Annotated in this window: 22 protein-coding genes and 1 pseudogene; 11 read left to right on the top strand and 12 right to left on the bottom strand. The window is 61.9% G+C overall.

Going from position 1 to position 23,935, the window contains the following annotated elements; all coding sequences use genetic code 11:
- Nucleotides 1-221 precede the first annotated feature (221 nt).
- Nucleotides 222-746 (top strand): winged helix-turn-helix transcriptional regulator, encoded by a 525-nt coding sequence (locus tag SE92_RS32210; protein WP_063202559.1) that lies wholly within the window; start codon nucleotides 222-224, stop codon nucleotides 744-746.
- A 42-nt stretch (nucleotides 747-788) separates the two neighbouring features.
- Here SE92_RS32210 and SE92_RS32205 read toward each other — a convergent pair whose 3' ends face one another.
- From SE92_RS32205 to SE92_RS32155, 11 genes and pseudogenes are all read right to left on the bottom strand, one after another.
- Nucleotides 789-2,591, bottom strand: a complete 1,803-nt coding sequence (locus tag SE92_RS32205) for an AMP-binding protein (RefSeq protein WP_063202557.1) — start codon at nucleotides 2,589-2,591, stop codon at nucleotides 789-791.
- A gap of 133 nt (nucleotides 2,592-2,724) precedes the next feature.
- Nucleotides 2,725-3,924, bottom strand: coding sequence for an ABC transporter substrate-binding protein (locus tag SE92_RS32200; RefSeq protein ID WP_063202555.1), 1,200 nt, complete (start codon nucleotides 3,922-3,924; stop codon nucleotides 2,725-2,727).
- A 437-nt stretch (nucleotides 3,925-4,361) separates the two neighbouring features.
- Nucleotides 4,362-4,566 (bottom strand): annotated as a pseudogene (locus SE92_RS32195) (hypothetical protein); the annotation flags it as partial.
- A 114-nt stretch (nucleotides 4,567-4,680) separates the two neighbouring features.
- Nucleotides 4,681-5,316 (bottom strand): response regulator transcription factor, encoded by a 636-nt coding sequence (locus tag SE92_RS32190; RefSeq protein ID WP_063202553.1) that lies wholly within the window; start codon nucleotides 5,314-5,316, stop codon nucleotides 4,681-4,683.
- 162 nt (nucleotides 5,317-5,478) lie between these two features.
- Nucleotides 5,479-6,108: a response regulator gene (locus SE92_RS32185; protein WP_063203875.1), complete on the bottom strand. Its 630-nt coding sequence runs from the start codon at nucleotides 6,106-6,108 to the stop codon at nucleotides 5,479-5,481.
- A gap of 82 nt (nucleotides 6,109-6,190) precedes the next feature.
- A complete protein-coding gene (locus SE92_RS32180) occupies nucleotides 6,191-7,222 on the bottom strand; it encodes a sensor histidine kinase (RefSeq protein ID WP_245324766.1) in 1,032 nt (343 codons plus the stop codon).
- A 784-nt stretch (nucleotides 7,223-8,006) separates the two neighbouring features.
- On the bottom strand, nucleotides 8,007-8,825 hold the full coding sequence (locus SE92_RS32175) for an outer membrane beta-barrel protein (RefSeq protein WP_063202550.1): 819 nt from the start codon (nucleotides 8,823-8,825) through the stop codon (nucleotides 8,007-8,009).
- Between the two features lie 267 nt (nucleotides 8,826-9,092).
- On the bottom strand, nucleotides 9,093-10,355 hold the full coding sequence (arcA, locus tag SE92_RS32170) for an arginine deiminase (protein ID WP_063202548.1): 1,263 nt from the start codon (nucleotides 10,353-10,355) through the stop codon (nucleotides 9,093-9,095).
- A gap of 26 nt (nucleotides 10,356-10,381) precedes the next feature.
- The gene (locus SE92_RS32165) at nucleotides 10,382-11,815 is read right to left on the bottom strand and encodes a basic amino acid/polyamine antiporter (RefSeq protein ID WP_063203874.1); all 1,434 of its coding nucleotides are present in this window, start codon (nucleotides 11,813-11,815) and stop codon (nucleotides 10,382-10,384) included.
- A 138-nt stretch (nucleotides 11,816-11,953) separates the two neighbouring features.
- Entirely contained in the window at nucleotides 11,954-15,010 is a 3,057-nt protein-coding gene (locus SE92_RS32160; protein WP_063202546.1) for an efflux RND transporter permease subunit, read from the bottom strand.
- Complete coding sequence (locus SE92_RS32155) at nucleotides 15,007-16,098, bottom strand: efflux RND transporter periplasmic adaptor subunit (protein WP_063202544.1); 1,092 nt, start codon at nucleotides 16,096-16,098, stop codon at nucleotides 15,007-15,009. Before SE92_RS32155 ends, SE92_RS32160 begins: the two co-directional genes overlap by 4 nt.
- Before the next feature lie 295 nt (nucleotides 16,099-16,393).
- Between SE92_RS32155 and SE92_RS35390 the strand changes: the two genes are divergently transcribed.
- Nucleotides 16,394-16,594, top strand: a complete 201-nt coding sequence (locus tag SE92_RS35390) for a DUF3551 domain-containing protein (protein ID WP_084251926.1) — start codon at nucleotides 16,394-16,396, stop codon at nucleotides 16,592-16,594.
- 207 nt (nucleotides 16,595-16,801) lie between these two features.
- Entirely contained in the window at nucleotides 16,802-17,305 is a 504-nt protein-coding gene (locus SE92_RS32150; RefSeq protein ID WP_063203873.1) for a DUF1269 domain-containing protein, read from the top strand.
- Nucleotides 17,306-17,324: 19 nt separating this feature from the next.
- Here the strand turns inward: SE92_RS32150 and SE92_RS32145 are convergent, their stop codons facing one another.
- Complete coding sequence (locus tag SE92_RS32145) at nucleotides 17,325-18,038, bottom strand: Bax inhibitor-1/YccA family protein (RefSeq protein ID WP_063202543.1); 714 nt, start codon at nucleotides 18,036-18,038, stop codon at nucleotides 17,325-17,327.
- 249 nt (nucleotides 18,039-18,287) lie between these two features.
- Between SE92_RS32145 and SE92_RS32140 the strand changes: the two genes are divergently transcribed.
- The 8 genes from SE92_RS32140 (at nucleotide 18,288) to SE92_RS32105 (ending at nucleotide 23,927) form a co-directional block, all read left to right on the top strand.
- Entirely contained in the window at nucleotides 18,288-18,512 is a 225-nt protein-coding gene (locus SE92_RS32140) for a DUF6894 family protein (protein ID WP_063202541.1), read from the top strand.
- Nucleotides 18,513-18,658: 146 nt separating this feature from the next.
- The gene (locus SE92_RS32135) at nucleotides 18,659-20,098 is read left to right on the top strand and encodes a basic amino acid/polyamine antiporter (protein WP_063202539.1); all 1,440 of its coding nucleotides are present in this window, start codon (nucleotides 18,659-18,661) and stop codon (nucleotides 20,096-20,098) included.
- 30 nt (nucleotides 20,099-20,128) lie between these two features.
- The gene (locus SE92_RS32130) at nucleotides 20,129-20,365 is read left to right on the top strand and encodes a hypothetical protein (RefSeq protein WP_063203872.1); all 237 of its coding nucleotides are present in this window, start codon (nucleotides 20,129-20,131) and stop codon (nucleotides 20,363-20,365) included.
- A gap of 41 nt (nucleotides 20,366-20,406) precedes the next feature.
- Nucleotides 20,407-21,528 carry an AI-2E family transporter gene (locus SE92_RS32125; protein ID WP_063202538.1) on the top strand — a complete coding sequence of 374 codons (1,122 nt, stop codon included), beginning with the start codon at nucleotides 20,407-20,409 and terminating at the stop codon, nucleotides 21,526-21,528.
- Between the two features lie 11 nt (nucleotides 21,529-21,539).
- The gene (locus SE92_RS32120) at nucleotides 21,540-22,133 is read left to right on the top strand and encodes a hypothetical protein (protein WP_063202536.1); all 594 of its coding nucleotides are present in this window, start codon (nucleotides 21,540-21,542) and stop codon (nucleotides 22,131-22,133) included.
- The gene (locus tag SE92_RS34715) at nucleotides 22,134-22,619 is read left to right on the top strand and encodes a DUF992 domain-containing protein (RefSeq protein ID WP_084251925.1); all 486 of its coding nucleotides are present in this window, start codon (nucleotides 22,134-22,136) and stop codon (nucleotides 22,617-22,619) included.
- 139 nt (nucleotides 22,620-22,758) lie between these two features.
- Complete coding sequence (locus SE92_RS32110; protein ID WP_063202532.1) at nucleotides 22,759-23,316, top strand: HdeD family acid-resistance protein; 558 nt, start codon at nucleotides 22,759-22,761, stop codon at nucleotides 23,314-23,316.
- A gap of 368 nt (nucleotides 23,317-23,684) precedes the next feature.
- On the top strand, nucleotides 23,685-23,927 hold the full coding sequence (locus SE92_RS32105; protein WP_245324764.1) for a hypothetical protein: 243 nt from the start codon (nucleotides 23,685-23,687) through the stop codon (nucleotides 23,925-23,927).
- The last annotated feature ends 8 nt before the right edge of the window (nucleotides 23,928-23,935 follow it).

The following is a 23,935-nucleotide window of genomic DNA, read 5'->3' as shown; positions in this document are numbered from 1 at the left end:
CTCCGGAGATCGCATGGCGGGCCCTGGCGATCCGATCGCCAGCTTCAGTTCCTCCAACCTACAGTTCTAAAATAGAACTGTCAAATCTACCCGAACCTCGCTGGTTTGCTCTACCCGGAGGGGGATTGTTTGGAATTTAGTACCTATCTAGAATGCAAGGGACCGCACCGGCCTCCGTGAAGATTCGGAAAAGGTTTTGCCGGCCCGACTGGAGTGTATGGATGAAGTGGAAAGAACTCGAGGAAGAGCCGTGCTCGATGGCGCGAACCATCGGCGTGATCGGCGACCGCTGGACGCTTCTGATCCTGCGTGAATGCTTCCTGCGCACGCGCCGCTTCGAGGGGTTTCAGTCGGCGCTCGGAATCACGCGACACTTGCTCGCCGAACGGCTGAAGAAGCTGGTCCGGCAGGGCATCCTGCGCCGCATTCCCTACCAGGAATCGCCCAAGCGCCACGAATACATCCTGACCCAGAAGGGCCTCGACCTCTATCCGATCATGATGGCGATCGTGCATTGGGGTGACACCCACATGGTTGACGAGCGCGGCCGGCCCTTGTTGCACCAGCACCGCAAATGCGGAAAGGACTTCGATCCGGTCATGGTGTGCTCCGAATGCGGCGAGCCACTGTCGGCCAAGGAGGTTCATACCCACCCGGGGCCGGGCGCCCGCAGTCTCCCGGAGAAAAGCGCGCCGGCCGCGGCATCGGAGACCCGCAAGACCAAGACGCGCTCACGCGCCGCTTGAGACGATAGCACGCGCCGTGCTGCCGCAACGCTGAATTTGCGCTTACACCAGGACCACATCGCGGTCCGGCTCACGGGCGTAGAGCCGCTCGACCTGTTCGGAACGAGCTTTCAGCACCGCGCGCTGATTGACGTAGGCCTTGTCGGTGATTTCTCCCGCAGCCATTGATGGCGGATCCTTCAGCAGCGAGAAGGAACAGATTCTTTCACTGGTTCCGACGGTCTCGTTGTAGGCCTGAAAACGATCCTTCAGGAACTGAATGACGAGAGGATCGCAGGTCAAATCTGCGGCTTGGCCGTTCGAGATTCGCGACGCCTCGGTCGGATTCAACCAGCAGAGCAGCGCACATGCCTCGCGGTTTTCGCCGGCAACGACGATGTCGAGCAAGACGCCACGGGTCGCGGCCAGGATTGCCGCGCGCATGTTACCAATCGAGACCCAGGTGCCGTTTGCAAGCTTGAAGTTCTCGGAAATTCTGCCCGTAAACCGCAGCCCAAGCTCCGGCTTCTCCGGGCTCAAAAACGAGACAGTGTCGCCGATGCGATAGAACCCTTCCTCATCGAAGGCCTTTTCCGTCAAATCCGGCCTTCCGAGATAGCCGGGCGTGACGTTCGGTCCCTTGACCCTGGCCTCGTAGGTATCGGTCACCGGGATGAGCTTGAGTTGCAACCCTGGCGCGGGAAGACCGATCTCTCCGGGCTGGTCGGTCGCCCAATGCGTCGAGGCGATTGTCGGCGCCGTTTCGGTCGTGCCATAGCCCGACATGACGGGAATTCGCCGGCCGGTGACTGCGAATGTCAATCGATAGAGTTTTTCCAGCGTGCCCTGCGAAATTGCCGCGCCGGCATAGCTCAATCGGTCCATCCGCTTGAACACGCTGGCCCCCAGATCGGGATCTTTCTCGACCGCGTCACAGAGGAGATTGTAGCCGGCGGGAACGTTGAACATGGCGGTCGGCGAGACCTCCTTGAGATTCGCGACCGTCTTGTGAAACAGCTGGGGCAGCGGCCGGCCATCGTCGATGTAGAGAGTTCCGCCATTCTTGAGGATGCCGTGAAGGATGACGTTGCTGCCCATCGTGTGATGCCAGGGCAGCCATTCAACCTGCACCGGCGCAGCCGGAGGTGACACGAGCAGACTCCCCATTTGCAGGGAGCTCGCCATCATCCGATGGGTGTTGAGCACTCCCTTGGGAAAGCCGGTCGAACCGGACGTGAAGAGGATCTTCGCGACCGCGTCGCAATTGACCTCACGCGATGCGCGTTCGAATCCGTCGCTCCCGGTTCTGCCCGTCAGGGTACGGAAAGGCACCGTCTCCGGCGCACCATCGACGCTGATCCAGGTCGCGGCTGCCAATTCGGGAATGGCGCGGCCAGCGGAAAAGTCCCGGCCACTCTGAACGAACACGAAACTCGGGCGCAGCACTTCCGCGATGTCCTTGAGGCGTGCAAGTCCCCCGGGCATCAGCGTGTAGTTCGGTGATATCGGCGCCAGAACGACCCCGATCGACATCGCCGCAAACGAGATCACCGCGTTTTCGATGGAGTTTCCGGACAGGACCGCAAGCTTGTCGGCTGGCTTTGCGCCCATGTCGATCAGGCTTTGACCGACCGCCCGGACCTGCGACCATGTCTCACCATAAGTCATCTCGTCCCATCCGCCTTCCGCATTGCGCTGCGCCAGGAAAACCCTATCCGGAACGGCTTCAGCCCAATGTGGAAGAAAATCAGTGATGCGCCAATCGCACGGCTTCCACTCGAGCGGCGAACTCAAGATAAGTGTGCCATCCGCTCGACGCTCGATGGAAACCTCACGTGGTGCAAACGTCAGTGCCGTCGTCGACATCGAAAATGATCTCCCGAATTGCTGAAAGGCGGCCCCACGCGGTACGTTCCTGTCGTGCACACCGGCGGCTTGCCGGCGCAGAGCAGGCTCGGACGCGGCTCACGCCGCGTCTGCTACTCCGGCCGTTGCGAATTCATTCGGACCTGGCGTCCAGCACCTCGCTGAAGGCTTCCCAGGTCGATCCGGTCCACCGCTGCAGCCGCATCTGCGTCCAGATCATGTTCTCGGACTCGCTGGTGTTCACCTTGATCCCGGGCAGCGCGGTCGGGACGACGAAATCCTTGAGGTTCTTGGCCTGGGCCAGCACGTTCTTGCGGGACAGATCATTGCCGCATTGCTTCAGGATCTGCTCGAGCAGGACGCCCTGCTGATAGCCGGTGAGGTAGCTGCCGTTGGTGATATCGACGCCGGCCAGGTACTTGTCGAGAAACGCCCGATAAGCCTGCATGGCCGGATCGTCCTTCCAGGTCGGATCCACGACGTCCTTGTTGATCGTCCCGACGATCACGCCGACCGATTTGTCGAGACCAGCCGGCGCGAGCGTGCCGCCGACCGAACCGGACGGGAAGTTGATGATCACGGTCGCTTTCCAGCCGATCACAGAAGCTTGCCGGATCGCTTGTGCAGCGAATTTCGGCGTTCCCGCGATCATCAGGGCCTCGGCGCCCGAGCTCTTCAGGGTTGTGATCTGCGAATCGACAGTCGGCTCCGTGACCTCATAGGACGCGCTGACGACCCTGCGATCGTAGTCCTTGCCGAGGAAGGCCTTGAAGGCATTGACGTAATCTTTGCCGAGATCGTCGTTCTGATAGAGGATCGCGTATTTGGCGTTCGGCAGCGTCTTGGTGAGATATTTGGCGTAGATCTTTCCTTCGGTGTCGTAGCTGACGAGGCCCGTCGTGGTCAGCGGGTAACTGGCGACGTCGGTGAATTTGGACGAGCCGCTGATGATGGCGATGCTGGGCACGCCTTTCGCCCGCAGGTATTTTGCCGTCGCGGAAAGACCGGGCGTGCCGAGCTGGCCGAACATAAAGGCCACTTCATCGCTCTCGACGAGCTTGCGGACGTGCTCCACCGCCTTCGGAGGACTGTAGGCGTCGTCATAGGCGATATAGTTGATCTTGCGACCGTTGATTCCGCCGCGGTCATTTATCGATTGAATGTAGGCGATGAGGCCCTTGCCGACGAGACCGATCGATGAGGCCGGCCCGCTGAACGGGAATACCCCGCCGATCTTGATCTCGGTCGCGGTCACCCCGGGCTCGTCAGCCGCAAGCGCCGGACTGCTCAAAAGCATAGCCAGAACCGCAAGGCTCTTCCATTTCGCCAACATGGCTCGTCCTCCCTGATGCGCACCCATCCGGGCACGTCATTGTGTTTTGTTGCGTCACCTGGCTGCCCGCTCGGCCACGTACCGCGCGAACTGCGCGCCTCGCTGTCCAAATTGTGTTGGCCAGTGCGCGCGGTGAGCCCTGCGGCCGTTGAGCTCGGCCGTCTCGTTCTCGAACCTACAGTTCTTTTTCAGAACTAGTCAAGCACGTAGATGCGATCTATTGACCCGGGCTATGTTCGGTCAGAAACGCCGCTTCCGCCTCGGGATCGGCTATTCCCCAGCACAAAGGCGCCATCAGCGAGAATCCTGCGTGCGAGCGGCACGACGCGGAGCACTCGAATATATTAATTCTATTACTGAACCTACCAATGCGCCTGAGGTCCGTCAGGCGCAGGGCGCCGGAGCGAGAATGGTCACGCACTCGCTGAGGCCGCATCTCAGATCATGGTCTTCCGCATGAACCAGCGAGCCCGGGGGTGGCTGTCGATATAGTATTTCCAGACCACGGTGCGCCCCGGTCTTGTCCGGCTGTGTGACCACGGCGCCGTCAGGCACCATCACCCATTCGCCATCGATGCGCACCCGGTAGTGCCCGTGATGGGATTCCCAATCGATGTCGGCGACCATGTAGCCATCTGCATTCTGGGCGAACAGGAAGCCGCCAAGCTGCGCGATTTGATGGAGCGCGTCGTTGAGGTCGCTCTCCCCCCGTCCTGTGACGGAATCTGGTGTTGCAAGTTAGGCCCGCGAAGTCTCTCAGGGCGCCACCAGTTTCTTGCGGATGGCGTAACGGACCAGTTCGGCGGTCGACGACATCCCCAGCTTGCGCATCGCCGAGGCGCGATGGGTCTCGACGGTCTTCACGCTCAACTGCAAAATGACGCTTATGGACCGGTTGGTATGTCCTTCCGCTATCAATTGGACCACGCTCTGCTCGCGCGAGGTGAGCAGCATGTCCGACTTATTCAGCTTGTTGAGCTGGTAGTCGTGGAGCAGCTTCTCCAGCAAAACGCTGGTGAAATACGGCCTGCGGTCGAGCAGCGCTTCCACGGCAGACAGCAGATGTTTCCTTGCATCCGACTTGAACAAGAAGCCACGGACACCCGCCAGGATGGCTTCGGTCAGCAGCTCTTCGTTCTCATGCATCGTCAGAATCAGAACCTCAGTGCGCAAGCGCAGCGACTTCAATCGGCGACTGACCTCCAACCCGTTCATGAGGGGCATCGAATAATCGACGACCACGATGTCCGGTTTGGTTTCCAAAGCCAAGGCGACGGCCTGCTCGCCATTCGTTGCCTCGCCGACAACGATCCAGTCGGAGCGTGTATCGATGATCGCGCGCAGCCCTGAACGCACGACCTCATGATCATCCGCAATCAAGATGCGCTTCACGGCATCGTTCTCCTACCCGACGGTAATCGGCGGAGATCAACGGCAGCAGGACAGTCGGGCGATCATACCGATCGCGCGCCGGGGTATTATCCTGCAAAACCCCGAGACGGCCGGGCGAATGTACCGACGCGGACGCGACCATCAAACCCGAGCAAGGTATGGTCATGCCTCGACCAACTGCGCGCGGACGGCGTATCGGACCAGGCCCGCAGTCGAGCTCACATCCAGCTTGCGCATGGCGGCGGCTCGATGAGCCTCAGTGGTCTTGACACTGAGGTTGAGGATCGCACTGATGCCCTTGTTGCTGTAGCCTTCGGCAACCAGTTTGACAACGAGTTGCTCGCGCGGCGTGAGCCCCGGGTGCCGGTCTGCAGGGCAGCCGGATCCCCCGTTCAACTCGTTTCGGCACCTTTCGGTACAGAACCGCTTGTGCGCCAAAAGAGAATCGACGGCGGCCAGCAGCAATCGGTTTGCATCCGATTTCACCAGGAAAGCGCGGGCACCGGCCTCAAATGCCTGCTGGGCGAGTAGGCCGGAGTTGTGCACCGTAAAGATCAAAACCTCGGTCTGCAGCGGATATTCCTTGATCCGCCGCGCGACCTCCAGTCCGGTCATTCGGGGCATGGAAAAATCGACGATGGCCACGTGAGGTCGGCTTTCGATTGCCGCTGTCAGCGCCTTGCCGCCGTCATTCGCCTCGGCGACCACTTCCCAATCCGCCCGTTGTTCGAGCACCGCTCGCAAGCCCGACCGTACAGCTTCGTGGTCATCAGCGATGAGAAAACGCTTCATAGCGAGCACTCCAGTGTCGTTGCTCGGCGGCTGGACACGAACTCGCTTCCGCCTGCCGCCGGCGGTCAGTGTTTTTCTTCCCTCAATGGGTGCCTGCGGGGACCCCCATGATCGTGGCGTCCTTTCGCCGGTTTCGCCTGGTCGCGGCCAACGCATGCGGAAAGACCGCGCACAGAATGGTGCCGGACCGATGCTTTGCCGGATCGGAGCGGATCTCCAGCGAACCTCCGATCTGCTCGAGTCTTGCTCTCATGGCTGGAATTCCGACCCCGGTCGATACCGCCTGGTTCGCGCGGCCGGCCTGAAGCCCGCGCCCGTTGTCGCTGACGGTCAGCCGAAAATGGCTGCTGGTCCCGCCAATGACGATGCGCACTTCCGTTGCCTTTGCATGGCGGAATACGTTCGTGAGAGCTTCCTGAACGACCCGAAGCAATGAGCGCTGCTTCTCGTAGGGCAATCGATCCACGTCGGCCAGGATCCTGGTCGTGACCCGCAACGACGTGCGCGCCGCGAATCCATCGGCATAATGCTCGATCGTGGCCTTGAGCCCTTCGGCTGTCAGATTCTGCGGATGCAACAGGTAGGCAAAAGCGCGAATTTCCCTGAGCGCCTCATCGATCGACGCGTCGACCTCGTCGCAGAGGCGCTCGGCTCCGACGGGATCGCCCATGGTCCGCCGGATCCGCATCAGACCGAGGCTCGCGGCAATCAGATGCTGACACGTCGAGTCATGCAGATCGGACGCGATCCGCTGCTGGATGTCCTCCTGAATGGACAGCAAATTGACGCTCGCCTGCGCGGCGTCCGATGGTTCGGCGTCGTCTTCGAAAAGTCCAATGCGCGCGACGCGATGGCCGCCGATCAACCGGACCGCCCCACCGGCCGCGGCGTCCATGATCGGGACGACGGTCGTTTCCATGATTTGGCGCTGGCCGCCAAACGCGAGGCGATGGCGAATCCTGACTTCCGTTCCTTCTGCGAGACATGCGCGGAGAGCATCGCTGACGGCCCTGGCGTCGTCCCTGCCGAGACAGTTGGAGACGTCCATGTCCCGGATGTCGTCCGACGGGACACCGAGGCGAAGCGCGAACGCCGGATTGATCCCCTCATACACGAAGTGCCCTCCAAACGAAGGGCGTGCCGCAAAAAGAAGATCGGGTGAAAAGACCCAGTACGACCATTCGCAGGTTTCTTCCGAGCCAAGTCGCAACCACCCTTTGACACTGGTTCCGCTCGACTCACAGGCGGGCGAGCTATGTAACTTCACGGTACGCACTCACTATTTGATTCAGCGGCGACGCCCGACGTTGAAGCCCAACACACTGAAGCTCAATATATTGGAGCTGAACGGCGAGAGTTTCCTCCCTGCCCCCGCCGAGCGAGATATCCATCAACGGATCAGGAGACGCGCGCCCTTGGGGTCGGCAGAGTATACACCGTCAGGTTGATCACACCACCAGGTAGTGTTGCTGACAGAATAAAATCTCGCATCGGGGGAGGGCTGATGTGCAGTCTTGCCGAATTATCCTGCTGCAATTCAAATATGACACAACAGATACTCAAGCGCAGCAAGTCGCTTTCACGATCGCGTCGAGGCGATCGCACCAATGGCTGAGACGCGATGTGCTAGCGGGTCATCTCGCCGCTCGTGTTCGGCTTGCTCTTCTTTTTCCTTGCTTCGCGTTTGGCGCAGGCGGCTGCGGCGGCGCGATCGCCAGCGGATGAGACGGAACCCGTAGCCGCTGTGTGCCGGCATCGTCCCTGAGTGCATTGGTATCAAGACGCTGGCTCCGGTCGGCAGAATCGCGCGGGTCTGCAGCGGCGGCGGACGCTGCCATCAAACCGACAATGACCCCGATCAGCATCCGAGCACGCCTCAACATCATCTTGCGGACCTCTCAAAAAGCAAAGTCAAGTCGGGGACCGATCCTGAGGTCCCTGTAGCGCCGCACCATTACGTTCGATTCTCGTGATTCGTACAGCACGCTCGTCGTAAGCGACACGTTGCTGGCAAAGTTATACTTCAGGCCGATATCCGCGGAGTAGATTTGATCCTGCCGTCCCCTGTTCAGCCCATCAGTGAACCAGAAGGCCTCGAACAGCGGCGTGCTCACGATCGACCAGTTTGGATCGAGCTTGACCTCAATGCCGAGCAAGGCATCGAAACGCCAGCGGCGAGCTTCCGCAAGGTCGGAAAACCGGTAGGTCAACAGCAACAGCGGCGAGAATGTCACATTGTTCACGCGGAAGTCGCGCGTCACCGAGCCCATCACATCGTCAGACGTGAAAGCGAGATCGCGATAGACGCCGTCGAAATCATATCGGTGCTCGTAGATGGCGGAGAACCGCCAGCCGTCCCAATTCTCCGTCAGGCGCGCTCCCATCCGCGCCACTGCGGCATTGCCGTCCTTCTCTCGCGCAAAGGCGTCATATTGTGCGCGCGCATAGAGCCGGTACGACAGGTCATCCGTGATGTTCCCGTCCAGCCTGACGCTCACGTCGGGCTCATAGAAGAAATCCGACTTGCGGTTGTCCCGGCTGAACAAGGCATTGTCGGTGAAGTTCGGCGTAACGGACCCGACGACGCTCCAGGACGGAACGGAGTAATACGGTACGGCGCTGCTCGCCTTCAGGTCGGTTGCATCAACGTCCGCCGCCCATGCAGTGCCGGTTCCCAACAATCCCAAGACCGGCAGAAGAGCTCTCGACCCGCGCATGGCGTTCCTCGATGGCTTTTGCGTGCACCAGGAATCGCCTCAGCCTGAGCGACGATTGTGGCGTGTTAGTGATAAGATTCAAAATCAGTGATTGAATCGGTGAATCGCCATTTCGTAAAATTGCCGGGGGTCTGCTCGCCGCCGTGGAATAGATGCATGGAACCACTGCTACGCTCGATCCAATCGATCGCGCAGGTGTAAGAGGAACCGGAGCGGCGCGCCGCCCTGGCATGCCGGCCTCGACCGAATTCAGTCGATCCGCATGGTCTAGTAGTCCGCCGGATCCCTGATGATCGGACAGGTCATGCAATGACCGCCTCCGCGGCCTCGCCCGAGCTCTGCCCCGACGATGGTGATCACCTCGATCCCTTCCTTGCGCAGCAGAGTGTTGGTGTAGGTATTGCGGTCATAGGCAAACACCACACCGGGAGAGGCGCAAACCAGGTTGGCACCGCTGTCCCATTGCGTGCGCTCGCGCATATAGGCGTTGCCCCCGGTTTCGATCACACGCAACTTCTTCAGGCCCAAGGCTTCGGCCACGACGTCCACGAACGGCTTTTCATCTCGGCGCAGCTCGAGGCCGGCCGCATTGTCGGCCGGCCGGTAGGAAAAGGCCGCGATGCTGTTGACGATGTCGGGATACAGCAGGACGCAATCCCTGTCCGCGAAAGTGAAGACGGTATCGAGATGCATCGCGGCACGGAGCTTCGGCATCGCAGCCACGATCACACGCTCCGCCGCCTTCTTCTTGAACAGGGCCACTGCGACCTGGCTGATCGCCTGCCGCGAGGTGCGCTCGCTCAACCCGATCAGCACGTTGCCCTTGCCGATCGGCATCACATCGCCGCCCTCCAGCGTCGCAAGACCATGGTCCCGTGTCGGATCGCCCCACCAGACATTGACCTTGCCGGCGAAATCCGGATGGAACATGTAGATGGCTGTCGCAAGGATCGGCTCTTCGTGCCGCGCCGGCCAGTAGAGCGAGTTCAGCGTGACCCCGCCGTAGATCCAGCAGGTCGTGTCCCGCGTATACAGCGTGTTGGGAAGCGGCGGCAGCAGATACTCGGTCATGCCGGCGGCCTCGCGAACGAGCTTGAGCATCTCGCCCCCATGGGCGTCCGGGAAGTCATGGGTCGAAACGCCCCCAATCAGCGTTTCGGCCAGATCGCGCGGCTTGAGGCTTTCCAGATAGCCCCGTAACTCATCGACGAGGCCGAGGCCGACCTGGTCGGGAACGACCTGGTTGTCGAGAATCCACTTCCTGGCCTCGGGGATCGCGACCGTCTCCGCCAGCAGATTGTGCATCTCGACCACTTCGATACCGCGGTCGCGCATCTTCTGCACGAAGTCGAAGTGATCGCGCTTGGCGTTCTCGACCCACAGCACATCGTCGAACAGCAGGGTGTCGCAATTGGACGGCGTGAGGCGCTGGTGGGCGCGACCGGGTGAGCAGACCATCACCTTCCGGAGTTGACCGACCTCCGAATGGACCCCGAAGGAAACCGAGCCGCCCGACGCCTGCTTTGCCATGGGAGTTCTCCCGGAAGTTGCCTTGTCTAGATCGTGATATAGCCCGTGGCCAATCCGTGGATCCCGACAGCCGCGCCTACGGCTGCTGCGATGAAGATGGCCCACTCGACGGCCGTAAAGACCCTCGCCTTCTGTTCCAGACGCGCCCAGAAGTAGAGGGCCGTACCAGGCGCGTAGAGGATCAGGGACAGCAGCAGAAACTTCATCCCGGCGGCGTAGATCAGGAACAGGGTGTAGACGACGGCGATGCCGGCGAAGATCATGTCCCGCGTTCTGTTGCGGCTGTCCTTCTCATAGGCCGCGCCCCGCCTGGCGAGCAGAAGTCCATAGGCTGCGACGAGGAAGAACGGAATCAGCGACATCACGCTCGTCAGATTGAGCATCAGCGCAAACGCATCCTGCGACCAATAGGTGCTGATGACGAAGAGCTGAACGATCGCATTGGTGAGCCAAAGCGCGGCGGCCGGCACCTTGTTCGCATTTTCCGTGCCGAACAGGGCCGGCATGTCCCTGGTCCGACCGGCGGCGGACAGCACCTCGGCGCAGATCAACGACCAGGCGAGATAGGCCCCCAGCACCGAAACCAGAAGCCCGACGCTGACGAAGATCGCGCCCCAATGTCCGACCACCGCCTCCAGCACCGTCGCCATCGACGGCTGCCGCATGCCGGCGATTTCGGCGCGGGGAAGTACAGCATAAGGCAGCATGGTCACGAGCACCATCAAGCTCGTCACAACCGCAAATCCCATGATGGTCGCGGTGCCGACATGCGCGCGTTCCTTGGCGTAGCGTGAATAGACGCTGGCGCCTTCGATGCCGAGAAAGACAAATACGGTGACCAGCATGGTCGCGCGAATTTGCTCGAACAAACTCGTGTCCGGCATGCCCTCTCCGCCCCAGAAATTCGCTTGAAACAGGTCCGCCTTGAACCCGACGATCAGGATGACGATGAAGACGAGGATCGGCACGATCTTCGCGATCGTCACGATCGTGTTGATCGCGGCCGCCTGCTGCACACCGCGCAGAATCATGAAATGGAACAGCCATATTCCGATCGAGGCGACGACAATCGCGATCACGGTGTTCCCGTCCCCGAAGACCGGGAAAAAAGCGCCCAGCGTCGACTTGATCAGCACCCAATAGGAGACGTTGCCGATGCAGCTGCCTATCCAGTATCCGAATGCGGAAAGAAAACCGGGATAGTCGCCAAACCCCGCCTTCGCATAGGCATAGACGCCGGCATCGAGCTCGGGCTTTCGTTCCGCCAGCGCCTGGAACACCCGCGCCAGGGTGTACATGCCACCGCCCGCGATGCACCAGGCGAAGATGGCCCCGAACGGCCCGGTGGCGATGCCGAAGGTTCTCGGCAACGAGAAGATGCCCGAGCCGACCATCGAGCCGACCACCATCGCGGTCAACGCGAACAGCGAGAGCTTTTGGATTGACGGAGTCTCGGTCATGTGAAGTCCTCGCGACAAGAGCATGCGCTGCATCCCGTCGATCGACTTGCCCACCGATTAGCACCATGCGCCTCGAGCTTGGCCCGGAATATCGGGTGATTACCTAGTCAAGGATCGGGATTCTCCTCGCCGGAGTGTTCACGATGAAGCGGAAGCTTCGGCTACTGCCTCTTCTCCGAACCAGGTCACGTAGAGTGTCGGCAACAGCACCAGCGTCAGCACGGTCGCAACCAGCAGGCCGCCCATGATCGCGACGGCCATCGGTCCCCAGAACACGGTCGGAGCGATCGGGATCATGCCGAGCACGGTCGACACCGCCGTCAGCATGATCGGACGAAAGCGCGAGCTGCTGGCATCCAGCGCCGCCTCCCAGGGGCTCTTGCCCTCCGCGCGTTCAGCATCGATCTGACCGATCAAAATCACGGCGTTCTTGCTGATCATGCCGAGCAAGGCGAGCACGCCGAGAATTGTGACGAAGCCCATCGGCTTGCCGGAAAGCAGAAGCGCGGCGACAACACCGATCATGCTGAGCGGCGCCACGCTCACGACCATCAACAGCCGCGGAAAGCTCTGCAGCTGAACCATCAGGATGGTGAACATGACGAATAGCATCATGGGCACCACGGCGAGCACGGACGCCTGCGATTTCCGGCTTTCCTCCACGGTGCCGCCGACCGCCACGTCGTACGATGCAGGCAACGCCTTCCTCAGCTTTCCGATCGCCGGCGACAGCGCCTCCACCATGGCGTCAGGCAGCGCTTCACCGCCAATGTCGGCGCGCACCGTGAGGGTCGGAATGCGGTCGCGCCGCCAGATCAGGGGATTCTCCTGGTGATATCCGAAACTCGCAAACTGGCTGAGCAACACCGTTCGTCCGCCAGGCAGCGGCACCTGGAGCGTACGCAGGCTGGATAGCGAGATACGCTGCTCATCGACGGCCCGGACCACGACGTCGAGCAGATAGATGTCGTCGCGGACCTGGGTCACGACCGCTCCGGATATCACGGTGTTCAACACGCTTGATATGGCTTCCGAGCTCAATCCGAGACGACGGACCTCATTCTGGTCGACGTCAATGCGCAGCTGGCGCTGCGGCTCCATCCAATCGAAATTGACGCCCTTGGTCCTGGGATCGGAGGCCAGGATCTGGGCAACCTCGAGCGCAATCCCCCGCACCTGCTCCACATCCGGCCCGCTCACGCGATATTGCAGCGGCCATCCGACAGGGGGACCAAGGCCAAGCGACGAAACCGAGGCGACGGCCGCCGGGAACTCCTCCGCAAGAAGCCGTTCCAGCTTCTGGCGCAGGCGCTCGCGCGCGGCAACGTCCTTGGCCACGACGACCGCTTGCGTGAACGAATCGTTCGGAAGCTCCACGTTGAGCGGAAGATAAAATCGGATCGCGCCGCGCCCGACATTGGTGCTCCAGTGGGCGACGTCCGGATCGCCAGCCAACGCCGCGTCCAGCCGCTTCGCCGCCGTCTCGCTCGCGAGGATCGAGGCATTCTGCGGCAGGCCGATATCCACGAGCAGTTCGGGCCGATCCGACGATGGAAAGAACTGTTGGGGTATCAGCGGAAACGCGACGATCGACGCGACGAAGAGCGCCAGCGAGAACGCGATTGTCAGCCATTTGGCATGCATCGCCGCAGTCAGAACGTGCCGATAAAGGCGGAAGATCCTGCCGGGCGCCACCGTGGCCTGCCGTTTCGGAGGAACGAGAATGATCACACCCAGCAATGGTGTGAAGATCACGGCAACCAGCCAGGACACCAGAAGCGCGATCGCGACCACCGCAAACAGCGAGAAGGTATATTCGCCGGCCGAGCTCGCGGCGAAGCCGACCGGAATGAAGCCGGCGATCGTCACCAGAGTTCCCGCGAGCATGGCAAAGGCATGGCTCCGGTAGGCGGATGTCGCCGCGTCGACCTTGCTGTCGCCTTGCGCCAGGCGGTTCAGCGTCGCGTCCGTGGTCGTCATCGCATCGTCGACCAACAGCGCGAGCGCGATGATCAACGCTCCCAGCGATATCCGCTGCATGTCGATGCCGGCGATTTCCATGATCGGAAACACGATGGCCAGCGTCAGTGGGATGGCAAGCGCGATGATCAGGCCGGGGCGGATTCCAAGGCTGATGAAACTGACAACCGTGATGATGGCGATCGCCTGCAGCAGCGAGGTCATGAATTCGCCGATCGCGTTGCCGACCACGACGGCCTGGTCGGCGACGAGCGTCGGCTCGATCCCGATCGGCAGGTTGGCCGTGATCTCCGCCATCGTTGTCCTGATGTTTCTGCCGAGCGCGAGAATGTCGCCGCCATCGCGCATGGCGATGGCAAGCCCGATTGCCGGCTGACCATTGACCCGGAACATCGGCTGCGGCGGGTCCACGTGACCGCGCCGCACCTGCGCGATATCACTCAGGCGGATGGTGCGACCGCCTGCGACGAAATTGACGCCGGCGATGTCCCGCTCCGACTGGAAGCCGCCGGACACCCGAACGGAAATGATCTCCTCGCCCGTCTGGATCGCGCCTGCAGGACGAACGATGTTCTGCGATCGCAGCGCGGCGAGCAGGGCCGCCCGATCGACGCCGACAGTCGCAAGCTCCTGCTTGGAGAACTCGACGAAGATCACCTCGTCCTGTGCTCCCAACAGCTCGATCTTCGATACGTCCGGGATCTGGAGCAATTGCGAACGGATATCCTCGACGCGATCACGCAACTCGCGCTGGGTGAATCCGTCGCTAGTGAAGCCATAGACGATGCCGAAGGTGTCGCCGAAGTCGTCGTTGAAGCCAGGGCCGACAACTCCTGCGGGCAGCGTGTGGCGCATGTCGCCGATGCTCTTCCTCACCTCGTACCAGGTATCGGTAACCTGCCTTGCGTTCGCGCTTCCCTTCAGGTTGACGAAAATCGTGACCAGGCCCGCGCGGGTGAAGCTGCGCAGGAAATCCAGATGGGGCGTCTCTTGCAATTGTCGCTCGAGCCGCTCCGTTACCTGCTTCATCGTCTCTTCGGCCGTCGCCCCCGGCCAGGCCGCCTGAACGACCATCGTCTTGATGGTGAAGGATGGATCCTCGTTCCGGCCCAGGCGGAAATAGGCGAGGTAGCCGCCGATCACGGCGACCAACATGACGTAGACCACCAGCGAGCGGTGCCTGAGTGCCCATTTGGAAAGGTTGAGCCCGCTCATGGCGCCGCCCCGAGCAAGCGCACCTTCTGGCCGGGGTGAAGGGCCTGAACACCGGCGGTGACGATGATCTCGCCTGCGTCCAGTCCCTGCGAGATGATCACGTCGGCCTGGTCGAAGCGCAGGACGTCGACGTTCCGTGCCGACACGACGTTCGTCGCGGGATCGACGATCCAGACGGCGGGCTGCCGATTGATCCGCGTCAGCGCAGTTGCCGGTATGTCGATCACGGGCCCGGAGCCGGTCTCGACACGTCCATTCACGGTCGCGCCGAGCCGCATGGTCACCGGCGGATCCGTCAGGCCGACCTTGACCTCGAAGGTGCGGGTGACCGGATCGGCTTGCGCGGCAATCTGACGGATGCGGCCTTGTGCCGTGATCGTCGGGTCGTCGGCCAGACTGACGGTAATCCGCACGTCGGCGGGGGCCGATCTGATCATCTGAGCGGGGACGTCGAAGACCGCGTCGCGGCCATCCTGCCGCGCGATCCTCGCGATCATCTGCCCGGCCTGAACGACCTCGCCCGCCGCCGGCCCTGTCGCGGTGATCTTGCCGGGCGCGTCGGCTCGCAGCTCGGTGAAACTGACTTGGTCGTGGGCGAAATTCAACTGAGCTTCGGCCATTTCGACATTTGATTGCGCCGTCTGTTGCGCCTGGGTTGCAGCCTCGAAATTGGCGCGCGTTGTCCATCCCTGTGCCAATAGCGTCTGCTGGCGATCGAAATGATTGCGCGCCTGAGTGAGCTGGCCCTGGGCTGCGGCAAGGGCAGCCCGCGCCTGCCGCAAGGCGCTCAGTTGGTCCTGCGCTTCAAGTTGCGCCAGGAGCTGGCCGGTCTCAACGCGATCACCGAGCCGGATGTCGCTCGATTGCAGCCGTCCGGAAATTCGAAATGCCAGACTCACTTCGTCTTCAGCTTCGATGCGCCCAGAAAACGTGAGACGCGTCCGTTGATCCCGTTTCTCGACCGTGATGGTACGGACGGGACGCGGTGGCGTCGGCAGCAAATCCGTCGCTGCCTCTCTCTCGCAGGCGACCAGCAGCAGCGCAGAAACTCCTGCAACAAGCGTCGCATTCAGAGATCGCAGCCGCATAACTCTACCTATCCGCGCTGCTGATGATTTTGCGGAGAATTCATCTCCGCCTGTATCGGTAAATCTACTGAGCATCTGCAGGTGTAATCGTGACCGACCAAGCCGGCGTCACGGCCGGGAGGATTCCTGCAGCGGAGATCAGGCGATCACCCGATATCCGACGTACGTGGACAATGCATAAAGCTATAGTTGCGGCCGTTGCTCGGCGTGCGGTGCATTCGCCAAAGCAGCGGCTGGTCCGACGAGCCCGCGATCCGGGCTTCACGTGATTGGCTCAACGACAGGAGAAACCGAAATGAGAAAGCTAGCTTTGTTGTCCACCGCCGTTTTCATTATGCTCGGTGCCACGGGTTCGTGGACGCCAGGACAGGCGCAGGATCTGGCGTGGTGCAGAAAGTTCAAAGGAATGCTGACCTGCATGTACGACACGCGAGCCCAGTGCCGAGCGTCGGTGAGCGGGCGGCATGGGACCTGCGTCCCGAACCCGCGCCGCTAAAGGCGGCAATTGATGGCCACAGGTATCATTGATCGGGCGGCGCGAGCGATTTCGCTGTGCGCCACCCCTTCGGTACGCAATCATTAGCGTCTCGTATCTCATCGGGACATTCCCCACCGAGGCCGAGGGTTTTCTCCGATCCCCCGAGGCAGCGCTCGCGCGGTAGCTTGCTCGGGTGCCCTTGCTATGCTCCAATGGGAGGTCTTCATGTCCGATCTGGTCGCCATCGTATATCCATCCGAGGCGAAGGCCGAAGAAGTGCGTCAGCGGCTGCTCAAGCTGCAGAAGGAATATTTGATCACAATCAGCGACGCGGTGATCGCCGTGAAAACGGATTCCGGCGGCATCAAGCTCAATCAACTCGTCAACACGACGGCGATCGGCGCGATGACGGGAAGTTTCTGGGGCCTCCTGATCGGCGTGATATTCCTCAATCCGATCCTCGGCGTGGCCGTCGGCGCGGCATCCGGCGCGCTTGGCGGCGCCCTGTCCGATTTCGGCATCGACGATGCCTTCATGAAGGAATTGTCTGCATCGCTCCACACCGGCAACGCCGCCTTGTTCGTCCTGATCAAGAACATGACGGCAGACAAGGTGCTGAAGGAGATCAAGGACGCCGGGGGGACCGTGCTGAAGACGTCCCTGGACGACAGCAAGGAACAGGCCCTGCGCGACGCGCTCGCAAGTGCGGCGGAACGGCCGGCGGCCTGAACGGCCGCCTCGGGCCCGCTCAGCGCCGACCACCGGCGAGCCGCAGCAGCATCATGAACAGGTTGATGAAGTTGAGGTAGAGCGACAGCGCCGAAATCACGGACTTGCGGCCAGCTGACGTTTCATCATCTCTGCTGTCGTACATCGCCTTGATCCGCTGCGTGTCGTAGGCCGTGAGACCGGCAAAGACGCTAACGCCCACGACTGAGATCAGCCAGTCCAACCCGGAAGACTGCAGGAAGAGGTTGACCAGGCTGGCAACGATGACGCCGATCAGCCCCATGAACAGGAAGGTGCCGAGACCGGACAGGTCGCGCCGTGTGGTGTAGCCGAACACGCTGAGCGCCCCGAAGGTCGCCGCCGCGATGAAGAAGACGCGTGCGATCGACGCACTGGTGTAGATGTGGAACAGCGTCGAGAGCGACACGCCGACCAGGGCGGCATAGATGAAGAACAGAAGCCGCGCCGTTGATACCGACAGCGTATTGATGCGCGAACCGATGAAGAAGACCAGCCCAAGCGGCGCCAGAATGAAGACCCACATCAACGGGCTCTGCAGCAAGGCGGGACCGGTCAGCTGATAGGTCAGCCACGCGACGACAGCGGTCAGGCCGACGCCGGCGGTCATGTAATTGTAGATGCGCAGCATGTAGTCGCGCAGTCCGGTGTCCACCGCGATCGTGCCACCACCACCTGCACGCGAGGCCGCCAGGTCCTGATCGTAATTTGACATCGCTCGTCTCCTCTCAGAGCTTGCTGACAGGAACCTACGCTATCCCCCGGGCTCACAGGGCGGCATCGGACAATCACCCGAACGCCGGCGGGGAAACCACCTTGTCGCCTCTTGCGATTTTCCTGCAATCCGCGGCGACCATCATTACAAAGGGGCAATCTGGAACCGCCGCTCATCCCCTCCTTTTGGAGGGGGCGCCTTACGCGTTTGTCACTAGGAGATGATCGCGGCGCGGCCTAATCGGCTGACATGCGCTTCTATTTCCACATCGTCGACAAATACGGCCTCACGCCCGATGGGACCGGGTGCGAATACGCGGATCAGGATACGGCCGTTCTGCATGCTCAACGCATTGCGGCCGAGCTCGCGAAGGCCGGGGAATTCTGCCGTTCCGGCATCGTGCTTTTGGCTGCCGTTCCCGGGCTGGCATCCGGTCCCGGCGAAGGCGCGACCAGCCCCACGGCGAAGGCCTGAAGGCGGCGCAGAACCGCCTGGCGATTTCCTGCCCGTGCTCCCTACAGAGAATCCCTGATGTGCGAGCGGGAAAGCCGCCTTTAAGGTCTTCGCCGGGATCGACCGGCATCAGTCCCGCCGGTCGCGGATTGGAAGACCATCCCGTCATGGCTCCGTCAACGAACGAGGTCGATCAAAAGCTCTCGCGCAATGCGCTCATCGCACTCGTGGTGGGCTCGATGGTCGGCTCCGGCATTTTCGCGCTACCCGCATCCTTCGGGCGGACCACGGGCGCGCTGGGCGCGATGATCGCCTGGGTGATCGCGGGCACCGGCATGCTGATGCTGGCTTTCGTGTTCCAGACCTTGTCACATCGCAAACCGGATCTCGATGCCGGCATCTATGCCTACGCCAGGGCCGGGTTCGGCGAGTATATCGGCTTTGCTTCGGCCGTAGGATACTGGATCGGATGCTGCCTTGCAGATGTCGCCTGTCTCGTCCTGATCAAGGCAACACTCGGACAGTTTTTTCCTGTTTTTGGTGACGGCACAACTGCGGTAGCGATCGCTTCGGCGTCCGTCCTGCTGTGGGGAGTGCACGTTCTGCTCCTGCGCGGAATCAAGAACGCTGCCGCACTCAACACGATTGCGACCTACGCGAAGATCATTCCGATCGTTCTGTTCATTGCAGCCGCCGCCATCGCCTTCGACGGCAGACTTTTCTCCTTGAATTTCACGGGAGCGGAGCAGACGGAGCATTCAAATGTACTCACCCAGGTTCGCGGCACGATGCTGCTGACCGTGTTCGTCTTCGTCGGGATTGAAGGCGCCAGTGTCTATTCCCGCTATGCCCGTAGCCGAAACGATGTTGGATTCGCGACCATCGTCGGCTTTCTGACGGTGCTCAGCCTGCTCGTTCTCGTGACACTGCTGTCCTACGGCGTGCTGCTACGCCCGGAGCTGGCGGATCTGCCGACGCCATCCATGGCCGGCGTCATGGAAGCGATCGTCGGTCGCTGGGGCGGCATGTTCGTCAGCGTCGCACTCTTGATCTCGGTCCTTGGCAACTATCTGTCCTGGTCGCTCCTGGCAGCTGAGGTGCTGCATTCCGCCGCGGTCCACCGCACCATGCCCTCCTTTCTCGCAACAGTTAACGCGTACAAGGTCCCGGCCGGAGCGCTCTGGCTCACCAACTGCGTCATCCAGACTTTCCTCCTCGTGACCTGGTTTGCGGAATATGCATTCACGCTCGCCCTGAAGATGACGAGCGCGATGACGCTGATCCCGTATTTCCTTGTCGCGGCCTACGGTCTCAAGCTCGCCTGGACCGGCGAGGCCTACCGCGCCGGCGAGCGCACCCGCGTTGGCGACTGGATCCGCTCGGCTGTCGCGACGGTCTACGCGGCCGCGATGATCTACGCAGGCGGGCCGACGTTTCTCTTGCTGTCGTCGATCCTGTATGCGCCCGGCACGCTGCTGTTCCTTCTCGCCAAGCGCGAACGCAAAGAAGCGGTGTTCAGGCCATTGGAGGCAATCCTCTTTGCGGCGATCACGGTCGCCGCATGTGTCGGCGTCTACGCACTGTCCACCGGAGCCATCTCGATTTGAGCCGTTGTCCCTGGCTGCATGGAGGCGAATATGAGCATTCGAGCCATCTTGGGCGCCCTGATCCTGGGCGGGTTGGTCGCGGCTGCCGGATCTCCAACCCCGTTGCTGGCCCAGACGACTGACAAGGAGCTGGCGCCGAAGGGCACCGGCGCATCGGCGCCGAAGACCGTGGCGCCCAACACCAACACCAATCCGACCAAGCACCGCTACTGGCGTCATCGCGGCGGAAAGCATCCGCACTTTGGCAGCCGGCGCGTTCGCACCTAGCTGCCGCGAACGATCATCCACCCTCGCGATTGGACCGATCCATGAGCGATTCCAGGACAGGGCCGGGGCGGCTTCGCGACCCCCTTCCACACGACGATTCCACCGGCCTGCCGGAGCACGACGGGCGCGGCGTTCTCGCGACCGGGCTCAGCCTGCTCGCCGCCTGTGTTTTCCTGTTTCTGGCATGGCAGACAGTATCCAGTCTCCTGCTCATCTTTGCAGGCGTGTTGTTTGGCGCATTTCTCGATGCCTGCGCAAGGGCGCTCGCCCCGGTCGTTCCGCTCGCTCGCGCCTGGCGGCTGACGCTGGTCCTGCTGCTGTTCTCGGCCCTGTCGGCATTTGGACTGCTATGGGGCGCCGGCAAGCTACCGGAGCAGACGCGCCTCCTGCTGAAGGTCATGGACAGCCAGATCGACGTCCTGCAGCAGCATCTGCTGTCATACGGCGTAGATCTGCTCGGCCCGGAATGGGGCCGCGACTTTGCGCAATGGCTATTCTCGGATCAGGGGCGCTTTCTCAGCCACGCCCAATTCCTGCTCGGCGGAGCATCGAGCCTTCTGACCGGCGCACTCGTCATCGTATTCCTCGGAATCCTCTTCGCCTTCGATCCGACCAGCCATCGCGACAGCCTGGTCATGCTGGTGAAGCGACCCTATCGCGCGCGAACGAGAGTGGTGATGGACGAGATGGGCAGCGTGATGCGGCTGTGGCTGATCGGACAGCTCATCCGGATCGTGCTCATGACGGTGTGCGTCTGGGTCGCACTCTATCTGGTTGGGCTGCCGGGACCACTTGTGCTTGGACTGCAAGCGGGCTTGTCGAACTTCATTCCATATCTCGGACCGATCGTGGCGGCGGTTCCGATCGCGCTGGTCGCGATGCCGCTCGGCGGCTCGCTGCTGATCTGGGCCGTGCTCATCTACACAATCATTCAGTCGATCGAAGGCTACGTGATCGGCCCGCTGATCCAACGTCAGGCGGTCGAGATCCCCCCTGCCTGGACACTGGTCGCGATCGTCATGCTTGGCGCGCTGTTCGGCGTCCTGGGCATTGCGATGGCCATGCCCCTGGTCGCGATCGGCCGTGTCGCGATCATCCGATTCTACGTCGAGGACTATCTCGGCGACGACCTCAAGCCGACCTTCAGCAGCAACAGATCATGAATGGATGGCCCATGAGCGAGATCGATCTACAACGGAACGAGGGCACGGAGCCTGCCCCACCTCAATTCAGGATGGCTCATTTCCTGTGGCAGCAGCTCCCTTACGTGGTGGCGCTGGTGCTCGCTGTCGCGGGCGTCGCCTATACCAACGTCTCCCACCAGCCTCTCGTCGGCTACTGGGAATTCCTGGCGCTCGCCATCGGAGCGGTCTGCGTCGTCACGAAATGGCCGGAGACGCAAGGCAAGGACGCCCAGCTCCGATTGATCTGGACCCAGGCGCTGCACTGGATCGCCGTCCTGGTCACGATGAACATCATGCTGATGTCGGGGGTGCAGCAATTGCTTCCGACACCGGCAACCGGCTTGGTGCTGCTGACGTTGCTCGCGCTCGGCACCTTCCTCGCGGGCGTCAGCCTTCTGTCGCTACAAATCTCGTTTCTCGGCCTTGCGATGGGCGTGACCGTCCCGGCGATATCCTGGCTGAAGCAATCTGTCTTCTTCTTCCTGCTTGGCGCGGTGCTGCTGATCGGCCTCGGCATCACTTTCTGGCTTCGCCAGGACCGCCGGCCTGCGGCCGCGTCCATGAAAAACCAGATGGAGGCTTGAATGCGAATGATGCGGTTCCTTTGCGTTGCCGGATGCGCGTTGCTTTGCTGCGCCGCCTCCCCCGCCCGCGCCGACACATTCCGGGTCGGCAGGCTGTTGTGCCTCAGCTCCCCGCGCGTGGGCCTGGTCCTTGGATCGGCGCAATCGCTGCGCTGTACTTTCTTCTATGCACGCAGGCCCCCTCGACAATACATCTATGAGGGACGCATCAGGCGCGTTGGGCTCGACCTGGGAGTGACCTCGGCGGGCTCTCTCTCCTGGGCCGTCTTCGCCAAGAATTCGCGGATCGGCCCCGCTACGCTGCGAGGAAACTATGTGGGCGCGAGCGGCAGTATCGCATTCGGCCCCGGCCTCGGAGCCAACGTCCTGATTGGCGGCTCGCGCCGGAGCGTGATGTTGCAGCCGCTGTCGATCGAGCGATCGATCGGAATCAATCTCGCGGCGGGCGTGACCAACCTGACTCTGGGTCCGCGCGGCAGGCGGTAGTTCGCTCACGGGGAGCCCTCCCGAGACTCCATGCGAACATTCCCGCACGGTCGTTCAGGGTTTCGTCGGATGTCGATGCTCCGGCTCCGAAGCTACGGTCGCGTCGGGGTGGCGATCACCAGGAGATCAGGAGCGTGGCATGACAGTCTATGACAGCCGGCCCGGCATCGCAGCTCTGGGCCCTCCACCCCTGTGGGTCTGCGCTCTGCTGGGCATCGTCATGATCGCTGCCGGTATCGCAGCTCTCAGCGATGTGGCGTTCGCGACCATCATCAGCGTGAAGCTGATCGGATTGACGGCGATCGCGGCCGGCGCGTTCGAGATCGCCCACGCCCTCTGGACCAAAGGATGGGGCGGCTTTCTGTGGCAGATCCTGCTCGGCGCCCTCTACGTCGCCTTCGGGCTCGTGCTGCTGACCCAGCCCGCCTCCGGCGCTTTGATCCTCACTTATTTCCTCGGCGCGATCCTGATCGCCTCAGGCGTCATTCGATCCATACTGAGCTTCGCTCATTGGAGCCAGAACGGTTGGATGATGCTGATCTCCGGCGTCTTCGGGGTGGTCGCTGGCGCGCTGATCCTGTTCAGCTTCCCCACCATGAGCTTGTGGATCCTCGGTTTCCTGCTTGGCGTCGACCTGATCTCGCACGGCCTTGCCTGGCTGCTATACGCGCTTCAGTCCGTGCGGCGGGCTGCGTAACTTAAGGAGAAGAAGATGATGGACACCCCCAACCGTCGCGCTTTCCTTGGCCTTGCCAAAAATGCGGTAGCTGCCGCGGCGATAGGCACCATCGGCGTTCGCTTCATTGCGGTCGCGGAAGCGATGCCGATCGCCCCCGTGCTCGGCCAGACCGCCGGCCCGTCGGATCTCCTGACGCGGACACAATGGGGACCGCCGCCTCATCCTGGCTGGGGCCGCCGGCGACCGCGCAGGCGCCGCTGGGTTTGCTGGTGGCATCGCGGTCGTCGTCGCTGCGGATGGCAGTGGCGCTAGGTCCCTTACGCAATCCGCAGGCGGCCGATGGGTTGTGAAGGCCAAGCAACCCCAACCAGACGATGGAGGCGATCGTGCGCCACACCAATCAATGGCTTCTTGGAGCCATCCTCGCAGCGCTTCTCGTTATGACGACCTGGTACTCCGTGGCGGTATGGCAGGAAACGCCATCGATGCCGTTTTATCGCAACGCCATCCTGGCAGGAGCTGCCATCTTGATGCTGGTGTCCGGCTGCGGCCTGATCGCACTGATGTTCTATAGCCGCCGCAAGGGTTACGACGAGCCCGTGCGCAGCGATCGAACACCGCGGGAGTAACGAGGCGC

The sequence above is a fragment of the Bradyrhizobium sp. AT1 genome (assembly GCF_001590795.1).
Lineage (GTDB): Bacteria > Pseudomonadota > Alphaproteobacteria > Rhizobiales > Xanthobacteraceae > Bradyrhizobium.
This window is presented reverse-complemented; position numbering and strand designations above follow the sequence as displayed.